At 71.6% G+C, this 9,540-nt stretch carries 9 protein-coding genes and 1 rRNA gene; 4 read left to right on the forward strand and 6 right to left on the reverse strand.

All coding sequences use genetic code 11. The features are described from left to right. Positions 1–105 precede the first annotated feature (105 nt). Positions 106–1,023, forward strand: coding sequence for a 2-dehydropantoate 2-reductase (locus A5481_RS31475; RefSeq protein ID WP_064504510.1), 918 nt, complete (start codon positions 106–108; stop codon positions 1,021–1,023). Positions 1,024–1,135: 112 nt separating this feature from the next. Here A5481_RS31475 and A5481_RS33090 read toward each other — a convergent pair whose 3' ends face one another. From A5481_RS33090 to A5481_RS31495, 5 genes are all read right to left on the reverse strand, one after another. Then, complete coding sequence (locus A5481_RS33090; protein WP_082984984.1) at positions 1,136–1,450, reverse strand: hypothetical protein; 315 nt, start codon at positions 1,448–1,450, stop codon at positions 1,136–1,138. A 139-nt stretch (positions 1,451–1,589) separates the two neighbouring features. After that, on the reverse strand, positions 1,590–1,910 hold the full coding sequence (locus A5481_RS31480) for a Rieske (2Fe-2S) protein (RefSeq protein ID WP_053082505.1): 321 nt from the start codon (positions 1,908–1,910) through the stop codon (positions 1,590–1,592). Beyond that, positions 1,907–3,214, reverse strand: coding sequence for a fumarylacetoacetase (gene fahA, locus A5481_RS31485; protein WP_048435798.1), 1,308 nt, complete (start codon positions 3,212–3,214; stop codon positions 1,907–1,909). Before fahA ends, A5481_RS31480 begins: the two co-directional genes overlap by 4 nt. Further along, the gene (gene hmgA, locus A5481_RS31490) at positions 3,211–4,599 is read right to left on the reverse strand and encodes a homogentisate 1,2-dioxygenase (RefSeq protein ID WP_048435799.1); all 1,389 of its coding nucleotides are present in this window, start codon (positions 4,597–4,599) and stop codon (positions 3,211–3,213) included. Before hmgA ends, fahA begins: the two co-directional genes overlap by 4 nt. A gap of 175 nt (positions 4,600–4,774) precedes the next feature. Then, entirely contained in the window at positions 4,775–5,413 is a 639-nt protein-coding gene (locus A5481_RS31495) for a hypothetical protein (protein ID WP_053082506.1), read from the reverse strand. A gap of 301 nt (positions 5,414–5,714) precedes the next feature. On the opposite strand from A5481_RS31495, the gene A5481_RS31500 reads away from it, so the two are divergent. Both A5481_RS31500 and A5481_RS31505 read left to right on the forward strand, forming a co-directional pair. Beyond that, complete coding sequence (locus A5481_RS31500) at positions 5,715–6,608, forward strand: 2-dehydro-3-deoxygalactonokinase (RefSeq protein WP_048435800.1); 894 nt, start codon at positions 5,715–5,717, stop codon at positions 6,606–6,608. Continuing rightward, positions 6,605–7,222: a 2-dehydro-3-deoxy-6-phosphogalactonate aldolase gene (locus tag A5481_RS31505; RefSeq protein ID WP_048435804.1), complete on the forward strand. Its 618-nt coding sequence runs from the start codon at positions 6,605–6,607 to the stop codon at positions 7,220–7,222. The genes A5481_RS31500 and A5481_RS31505 overlap by 4 nt, the downstream gene beginning before the upstream one ends. Before the next feature lie 220 nt (positions 7,223–7,442). Here A5481_RS31505 and A5481_RS31510 read toward each other — a convergent pair whose 3' ends face one another. Beyond that, positions 7,443–8,843 (reverse strand): FAD/NAD(P)-binding protein, encoded by a 1,401-nt coding sequence (locus A5481_RS31510; protein WP_048435801.1) that lies wholly within the window; start codon positions 8,841–8,843, stop codon positions 7,443–7,445. A gap of 524 nt (positions 8,844–9,367) precedes the next feature. Between A5481_RS31510 and A5481_RS31515 the strand changes: the two genes are divergently transcribed. After that, positions 9,368–9,540: ribosomal RNA gene (locus A5481_RS31515) — 16S ribosomal RNA — on the forward strand; the annotation flags it as partial.

A 9,540-nucleotide genomic window follows, 5' to 3' on the forward strand; every position in this document is an offset into this window, starting at 1 on the left:
CTCATTCACCCGATTGCCCTGACCTTGCATCCCCGCCGCCTTCCCGGGCCGCCGGCAGCGGCCTAAGGTTAGGCCTTGAGGCATTCTTCGAGAGCGAGCGGGACGATGGCGGACGGCACCAGGCAGGCGGGCAGCGTCGCGGTGATCGGGAGCGGCGGGATCGGCGGCTACCTGGCGGGGGCGCTGGAGGGGGCGGGGCGCGACGTCGTGCTCTGCGTGCGCACGCCGTTCGACCGCCTCGTCGTCACCGACGCCGCGGGCGAGCGCGAGGTGCCGGTGCGCATCGTCGCCGACGCGAAGGACGTCGGCGTCGCCGACTGGGTGCTGGTCACCACCAAGGCGCAGGACACCGCGAGCGCGGAGCCCTGGTTCCGCACCCTCGTCGGCCCGCGGACCCGGGTCGTGGTGGTGCAGAACGGCGTCGGCCAGGCCGAGCGGGCCCGGCCGCACCTGCCGGACGGCGTGACGGTGCTGCCGGCGATCATCTACTGCTCGGTCGAGCGCACGGCGCCCGGCCGCATCACCCATCACGGCTCGACCAGGATGAGCGTGCCGGCCGGCGCCGACGGGTCGGCCTTCGCAGCCCTGTTCGCCGGCACGCCGTTCGAGATCACGCAGGAAGCGGATTTCGTCACGGTCGCCTGGCGCAAGCTTCTCAGCAACGCGGTGGTCAACCCGATCACGGCGCTCACCTTGCGCCGCATCGTGGTGTTCGACGACCCGGCGATCCAGGACCTCGCCCGCGGGCTGATGGCCGAGGTGATCCGGGTCGCCAACGCCGAGGGCGCCCGGCTGACCGAGGAGGACGTCACCCGCATCCTCGACAGCTATCGGCGCATCAGCGGCGACGGCGGCAGCTCGATGCTCTACGACCGCCTCGCCGGCCGGCCCCTCGAGCACGCCCACCTCACCGGCGCCGTCGTGTCGGCGGCCGAGCGCCACGGGATCGACGTGCCGCTCAACCGGGCGATCCTGGCGCTCGCCGGGGCCGCGAGCGGGCAGGGGCTGGCGGGGGATCGCTGAGGATACGGGTCGGGCGACGGGCTGCATGCGGCTGCGTCGCCCGCGGCCGAAATCGCGAAAGCTCGAACGGCGTGCCGCCGGCCTCCCGTGAGGGAGGCCGGCGGCGTCTCGCCTATTGCCCGCTATCCCCGCCGCTGCCGCCGGAATTCGGGATCCCGCGCTCGGGATTGGATGCGTTCGAGGTATTGGCGGTGTCGTTGGACCAGTTATCGGCGCCGGTCCCGCTCCGGGCGAGCGTTCCGGTCGAGCCGGGGCCCGAATTGTCGACCTGGGTCCGGCTGCCCTCGAAGACTTCCTCCTGCCCCTCGAACGGGGTCGTCAGCCTCGGCGGTCCTGGCTCCCGGATTTCCGCAGGATTCACGCCGCTCTGCGCGTAGGCTGGCAAGACGAGAAACAAAGAGATACCGGCGAGAAAGAGTCGTTTCATGCGTGCCTCCGCGTTGGGAGAGACCGCTTCGACTATCGAATGGTAAATCTTACCTAGACCTGCACCGCGAAAATTGCACTTCATCAATCCGTGATCGGTGCGCGCAGGATGCATGGCCGCGCCCGGGCGCGGCGACGCCTCACGGGTCGTCCGGCCCGACCTCGACCCAGATCCGGGTCCCGTCGATCCGCACCGGGTAGGTCGCGAGGTCGCGGCAAACCGGCCCGCCCCGGGCCCGACCGGTGGCGATCTCGAACAGGCCGTAATGGGCCGGGCACTCGATGAGGCCCTCGACGATCTCGCCATCGGTCAGCGGCACGTCGGCATGAGTGCAGCGCGCCTGCGTGGCGTAGACCGCGCCATCGACGCGGTAGAGCGCGAGGGCGACGCCGCCGGCCTCGCGGGCGAGCAGCGGCCCGCCCTCGAACTCCGCGATATCGGCGACCGGATGCCAGCTCATGACGCGGGCAGCACCAGGGCCCGGCACGCCCCGAAGCCGATCGGCGCGAAACCCTCGCGCAGGCCGCGCGCGACCAGGGTGACCTCGTCCCCGTCCTCCAGGAAGCGGCGCTCCTCGCCGCTCTCGAGGCGGATCGGCACCTTGCCGCCCTGGCTGGTCTCGAGCAGGCTGCCGCAGGATTCGAGGTCCGGGCCCGAGAGCGTGCCGGTGCCGAGGAGGTCGCCCGGGCAGAGGTTGCAGCCGCCGCTGGTGTGATGGGCGATCATCTGGGCGACCGTCCAGTACATGTGCCGGGCGTTCGAGCGGGCGACGCGATGGGGCGGCAGGCCGGCCGCGCGCGACGCCGCCGTCGAGAGCCGGATCTCGAGGTCGAGATCGAGGGCGCCGCCGGCCTGGTCTGCGTGATCGAGGAGGTAGGGCAGGGGGGCGGGATCGCCTTCGGGCCGGGCCGGCTGCGGGATGCGGAACGGCGCCAGCGCCTCCGGCGTGACGATCCAGGGCGAGATCGTGGTGGCGAAGCTCTTGGCCAGGAACGGCCCGAGCGGCTGGTACTCCCAGCCCTGGATGTCCCGGGCCGACCAGTCGTTGAGCAGGCAGAAGCCCGCGACCTGCCCGGCGGCCTGCTCCACCGGCACCGGGCTGCCCTGCTGGTTGCCGGGGCCGATCCACACGCCGAGCTCCAGCTCGTAGTCGAGCCGGCGCGACGGGCCGAAGACCGGCGCGTCGAGATGCGGCGGCTTGGCCTGGCCGTGCGGCCGGCGCACCGGGACGCCGGAGGGCCGGATCGACGAGGCACGGCCGTGATAGCCGACCGGCACGTGCTTGTAGTTCGGCAGCAGCGGCTGGTCGGGCCGGAACTGGCGCCCGGTATTGGTGGCGTGGTGGATGCCGACGAAGAAATCGGTGTAGTCGCCGATCCGGGCCGGCAGGTGCAGCGAGCAGGACGAGGCTTCGTGCAGTAGCGTCGGCACCCGGTCGCGGTCCGGGCCCTCGGCCGACAGGAGCGCGAAGAGCTGCGCCCGCAGGGCGCGGCGCGGGCCGGCGCCGAGAGCCAGGAGCCCGTTGAGCGTGCCGCCTTCCGCCGCCGCGACCGCGCGTGCCGCCTCGCCGGTCAGCAGGCCCGCATCCCGCGCCGCCGCGAGGTCGAGGATGTGGTCGCCGACCGCGACGCCGGCCCGCGCGACGCCATCGCCGGGCGAGAACACCCCGAGCGGCAGGTTCTGGATCGGGAAGTCGGAATGCCCGTCGGCCCCCGGCACGCAGGAGCGGGCGGCGGGATCGTGGGTGTGGTCGATCGTCGTCATCGGCGCGCCTCCGGCCGGCTCGGGTCGAAGTGCTTGGCGAGCTTGCGGCCGTAGCTGCCGTAATCCGCCTGCAGGGCCGGCGTCTCGGCGGCGAAGCGGCTGACCTTCTGGGGGAAGCGCGTCTCGAACATGAAGGCCAGCGTCCCCTCGAGCTTGTGCGGCGTCAGCTCGGCGTTCGAGGCCTTCTCGAAGGCGTCGCGGTCGGGCCCGTGCGGCAGCAGCGTGTTGTGCAGCGAGGCGCCGCCCGGCCGGAAGCCGCCGCCGGTCTTGGCGTCGTAGACCCCGTAGACCAGCCCCATGAACTCGCTCATCACGTTGAGGTGGTACCACGGCGGCCGGAAGGTGTTCTCCGCCACCAGCCAGCGGTCGGAGAACAGCACGAAGTCGATGTTGGCGGTGCCGGGCGTCTCGGACGGCGAGGTCAGCACCGTGAAGATCGACGGGTCGGCGTGGTCGAACAGGATCGGGCCGACCGGCGAGAATTTCCTGAGGTCGTACTTGTAGGGCGCGTAGTTGCCGTGCCACGCGACCACGTCGAGGGGCGAGTGGGCGATGTCGGCGGCCCACAGGGAGCCGCCCCACTTCACCAGCATCGTGCCGGGCGCGTCGCGGTCCTCGTAGGCCGCCACCGGCGTGAGGAAGTCGCGCGGGTTGGCCAGGCAGTTGGCGCCGATCGGGCCGCGCTCCGGCAAGGTGAAGGCGCCGCCGTAATTCTCGCACAGGTAGCCCCGCGCCGGGCCGCCGGGGAGCTCGACCGCGATCTTCACGCCCCGCGGGATCACGCAGATCTCGCCGGGCGCGACGTCGATGGTCCCGAACTCGGTGCGGAAGCGAAGCGCGCCCTCCTGCGGCACCACCAGCATCTCGCCGTCGGCGTTGGTGAAGTACTCGTCGCGCATCGAGCGGGTGGCGAAGAAGAGATGCGCGCCCATGCCTCCTTGCGCCCCCGCATCGCCCGCGGTGGTCATCGTGCGAATGCCCTCGACGAAGGAGAGCGGCTCGTCCGGGATCGGCACCGGGTCCCAGCGCAGGGGCGCCGGCGCCATCTCGACCTCCGCGGACGGGGCGGTGCGCCAGAGCCCCGCCTCGACCTTCCGGAACGCCCCCCAATGCATGACGGTGGGGCGGATGCGGTAGAGCCAGGAGCGCTCGTTGGTGGTGCGCGGCGCCGTGAACGGCGAGCCTGAGATCTGCTCGGCGTAGAGGCCGTATGGGCATTGCTGCGGCGAGTTGCGGCCGACGGGCAGCGCCCCGGGCAGCGCCTCGGTCTCGAAGCCGTTGCCGAAGCCGGACATGTATCCGGGGGCGAGCCCGGATCCGGTCGCCGCGGGGCGCGAGCCGGACGGCGCCTCGCGATGGGCCTGCGCACTCGTCGGAACGTTCATGGCGGCGACCCTTTCCTGCCCGGGATTTAGTTTCACTTGCAACTTTATCGCCGGGATAGTCGGGTCGAAAAACGCCGTCAAGCGGCGGGACCGCCACGCAAGGAGCGCCCGGCCGCGACGCGGCCGGGCGCTTCCGACGATGCTGCTCAGGGTCGTTCGCGGCGTCGCCGGGCGGTCAGGCCGCCTTCGCGCCCGGGCGCCAGTGCATGCGGCTCATCACGCCCATCCAGAGCGACTCTGCATCGTCCGCGCTGAGCGTTCCGGCCACCATCATCTGGACGAGGGCCTGCGCGACGTCCTGCGAGACGATCGCCCCGAGATCGACGATGGCGAGGCACTGGTCGGCATCCGGCGCGCCGAGGGGGGCGAGCTGCGTGCCGGCATACCAGGTCAGCCCCGTGCCGGGCTCATCGAGCGGCCAGGTGCCCTGCTGCGTCACCGCCACCGCGAACGGTCCGGCCCCGGACACGGTCGGCTGCTGCAGCTGCGCCTGCAGGTAGTGCGCGCTGTTCTGGGCGCTGCGGGCCTGCAGCCAGACCACGCTGCTGGCGCCGCTGGTCGCCGTGCCGAGATTGAGCTGGATGTCGGCCCCGTCATCCTCGTCGCCGACGCCGCGCAGGAATTGCAGCATGTAGCTCGCGGTCGCACGGCTGGCGACGATCGGGTTCGGCGCCGCATTCGGGGCGTTGAACCAGGAGTTCATCTGGTAGGCGTTGAAGAACCCGATGCCGCCGCCACCTTTGCCGGCGCCGCTGATCAGGGGGAACGACGTGCAATTGACGATCTGCAGATTGGTCCAGGCGTCCGGCGTCATGAAAATCCCCCGTTCACGGATAAAATTTGACGATGTTTGGCAGGTATTTTTCTATCAACGGCGCAGTTTTGCGTTTTATTCTCGCAGTTCCGCTTCGTCGCGGTACGTTTTGAGTACACCTAGACATTGAAAGGCAGATTAAGACACGGGAGGATTTCGCTCCCAGATCGGGATTCGGCGAAGGCGTCCCGGCGATCGGCGCCGCCCGGAGACGAAGGCGGACGGGGAACGGCCCGGACCGTGTCGGCCGCGGCGCGCCCGGCGGTTGCGCGCGCGGCGGCCCTGGGGCACAGGATCCGGCATGATCGCGGTGGATTGGGGAACGAGCAGCGCCCGCGCCTACCGGCTCGCGCCGGACGGGAGGCTGCTGGAGCGGCGCGAGAGCGCCGGAGGCATCCTGCGGGTGCCCGAGGGCGGCTTTCCGGCGGCGCTCGCCGGCATGGTCGGCGACTGGCTCGCGGCCGGAGAGACCCGCGTGCTGCTCTCCGGCATGGTTGGCAGCCGGCAAGGCTGGCAGGAGGCCCCGTACCTCGCCTGTCCGGCCGGGGTCGACGATCTCGCGCGGGCCGTGGTGCCGGTGCCGTTCGACGGGGCGACGGTCCGGCTGGTGCCCGGCCTGAGCACCGAGGATGCGGGCGGAACGCCCGAGGTGATGCGCGGCGAGGAAGTCCAGATTTTCGGAGCGCTCGATTTCGGCGCTCTCGCGGGCGACGGCCGGGACGCGCTGCTGTGCCTGCCCGGCAGCCACGCCAAGTGGGTGCGGGTCGCGGGCGGCCGCATTGCGGGATTCTCCACCCACATGACCGGCGAGGCCTTCGCGGCGCTCAAGGACCACACCATCCTCGGCCGCATGATGACCGGAACGGCCGAGCCCGGGCCGGCCTTCGAGGCGGGAATCGCCCGGTCGGCGGAGGCCGGTGGCCTGCTCCACCATCTGTTCGGGACCCGCACCCTCGGGCTGTTCGGCCGGCTCGCGCCGGAGGATGCGGCGAGCTACCTGTCCGGCCTGCTGATCGGGCACGAGGTGGCGTCCGCCATGACCGGGCCCGCCCCGGTCTACCTCGTCGGCTCCGGACCGCTGATGGCGCTCTACGGCCGCGCGATCGCGCTCAAGGGCGGCGAGGCGATCGCGGGCGATCCCGACATCGCCGCCCGCGGCCTGGGGCTGATCGGGGAGAGAACCGAGTGGGCATGAATCTGGACGTGACGGAGTGGCTCGCCCGCTGCCCGCTGGTGGCGATCCTGCGCGGGGTGCGGCCGGACGAGGTCGAGGCGATCGGCGAGGCGCTGGTCGCCGCCGGTATCGCGATCATCGAGGTGCCGCTCAACTCGCCCGAGCCGGTCGAGAGCGTGCGCCGCCTGGCGGCTCGCCTCGGCGACCGGGCCCTCGTCGGCGCCGGCACGGTCCGCCGCGAGACTGAGGTCGCGGCGGTGGCCGAGGCGGGCGGGCGCCTGCTGGTGACGCCGCACGCCGATACGGGGCTGGTGCGGGCCGCCAAGGCGCGCGGCATGGTGGCGATGCCGGGCTTCCTGACCCCGACCGAGGCCTTCGGCCTGCTCGATGCCGGCGCCGACGCCCTCAAGCTGTTTCCCGCCGAGGCCGGCGGGCCGCCGATGCTCAAGGCCCTGCGGGCGGTGCTGCCGAAGGACACGCCGCTGCTGCCGGTCGGCGGCGTCGACGCCCGGAGCCTGCCGGCTTGGCGCGAGGCCGGCGCCAGCGGCTACGGCTGCGGCTCGTCGCTGTACAAGCCGGGCGATACGCCCGAGCAGGTCGGTGCCAAGGCGGCGGCGCTGCTCGCGGCGCTCTGAACGCGGAAGACCCTGCCGGTCTGCCCCAGACGGGGGAGCCCGGCGGAATGGCCCGTCTCGGGTGGGACGTTTCAACTTTGCGCCCCCGTTGTTGCAACCGTGCGCCTACACCCATGATTCGCATAAGCAACATTATGGAATTCAAGAGGGGTTGGGCCGGGATCGGCGCAAGCGCCTGACGCACCACGGCTTCCGGCCCCGGCGATCGTCCCGGCCGACCTCACACGGTTTCCCGCTCGGCCGCCATCGCTACACCCTGCAGCCGCGCCGCCACCGTCCGGGCGAGCTCCGCCGCCTGGCCGCGGATATCCGGCACGGCAGTGCATTCCCACAGGGTCCCGCGCAGCAGCGGCCCGAGCGTCCAGAGCGGCCGGTGGGCCTCGCCGCGCTGGTCGAGCACGGCGAGATCCTCCGTTACGGCGAGCCCGAGGCCGAGCGCGTCCGGACGGATCAGGCCGCGCTCCATCAGGCGGCGCAGCAGCAGGTCGTCGGTGTCGGCGACGCGACCGACGCCGGAGGCGTCGATGATGCGCTGGACGTCGACGGTCCGCGCCGCCTCGGCCCCGCGCTCGCGCAGTGTGACGCGAGCGTGGCCGGTCCGGTCCTCGAGGGCGACCACCCGGGCCCGCATCAGGCTCAGCCGGCCGCTCGCGCGCTCGCGCGCCACGATCTCGGCGGCCGGCGGTGCCATCCGGTGGCGATGCACGTCCCAGAACGCCCGCACATGGCGCAGGAAGCGGCGCTGCTCGGCGAGCGGCAGGCCGCGCCACAGCTCCACGCTGGTGCCCCGCAGGGAATCGATCACGCTGCGCCAGTCGATGCCGGCGGCGATCGCCCGGCGGGTCTCCTCGCGCACGACGCGCAACAACGCGCCGAGCGACCGGCGCGCCGCGTCCGGCACGGTCGGCGCCGGCCAGGATGCGGTCGCGGCGTGGACTTGCGGCAGCAGCCCGTGCCGCGACACCGCCAGGATCGGGCCGGCGAAGCCGTGCTGGCGCAGGGCTGCGACGGCGTCCACCATGGTCAGACCGGTCCCGACGATGAGCAGCGGCAGGTCGGGCCGCAGGTCGTCGAGAGGCGTGTCGTCCCAGGGGTCGACCGCGTAGCGGCTGCGCGGCCCGCGAGGCGCCCGCAGGTTGCCGCAAGCGAGGATCGCGCCGGCGACGTGCCGGCGGCGCCCGGCCGCGAGGGTCAGTTCGAAGCCGCCCTCCGTGGGCGCGAGGTCGACAGCCTCGTCGTTCTCGAGCATCAGCCGCGGGCCCGGCCCGGGCTCGGCGAGCGCCGCCAGCAGCAGGTCGGTGAGGTAACGGCCATAGAGCCCGCGGGCCGCGAACAGCCCGGCCGGCGTTGCGCGGGTCCAGGCGATTCCGTCGAGCGGGCACCCTTCGAGCCAGCGCGAGAAATGGTCGGGCCGGTCGGGAAAGGCGCTCATGTTGGCGGCGCGCACGTTGAGGAGATGGTCGCTGCAGCCGGTCGCGTAGGCGAGCCCGCGCGCGAAGGCGCCCGACTTCTCGCACAGCAGAACCGGACGCTCCGGCATCAGCCTGCTGAGATGCAAAGCCGCCATGGTGCCGCTGAACCCGGCACCGATCACCGCGATGGGTGGAAGGGTCGTGCGCATCCGCCGTCCATCTCCTGCGTCGCCGCTCCCAATCTAGGGGATGCGTCGCGGAAGGTCTCGGCTACTCCGCCGCAGGCGCGTGCCGGGTCTGACCGCTCTCCGTTGACGGGCGTCTCGGAGATGCACCGGGCGGCCCCCTGCCCGATCGCCCCGTCGGCGATCCTCCGGACCGGTGCGTGTTGACAGGGGAGCCGGCTACCCTTAGACAGCCGCTCACCGACGGGGCGCCGACGAACTGGTCGCCGCGACGGACTTCTCCAGAGATGATCAAGCAAGGGCCGGGGCGACCTGGTGCGGCTTTTCGTTCTCCGGAGGTCGAGATCGGCCCCTGGTCGGTCTGCTCTTTGACAAGTACATCTGAGAAAGAGAAGCGTGGACGGCGTCGTCCCTGCGGATCCGGGTTTCGGCCTGGATCGTGAGTAGGATGATGCTGATCCGACGTTTCGGTGCTCACACGATCAGGCGGAAACGCCGATCGGTTGTGTGCTTCCGTTTTATGTTGTGATCAGCTTTGATCAGCTCTTCAACTTGAGAGTTTGATCCTGGCTCAGAGCGAACGCTGGCGGCAGGCTTAACACATGCAAGTCGAGCGGGCATCCTCGTGGTGTCAGCGGCAGACGGGTGAGTAACACGTGGGAACGTGCCCTTCGGTTCGGAATAACTCAGGGAAACTTGAGCTAATACCGGATACGCCCTT

Source organism: Methylobacterium platani, from assembly GCF_001653715.1.
GTDB classification, from domain to species: Bacteria; Pseudomonadota; Alphaproteobacteria; order Rhizobiales; family Beijerinckiaceae; genus Methylobacterium; species Methylobacterium platani.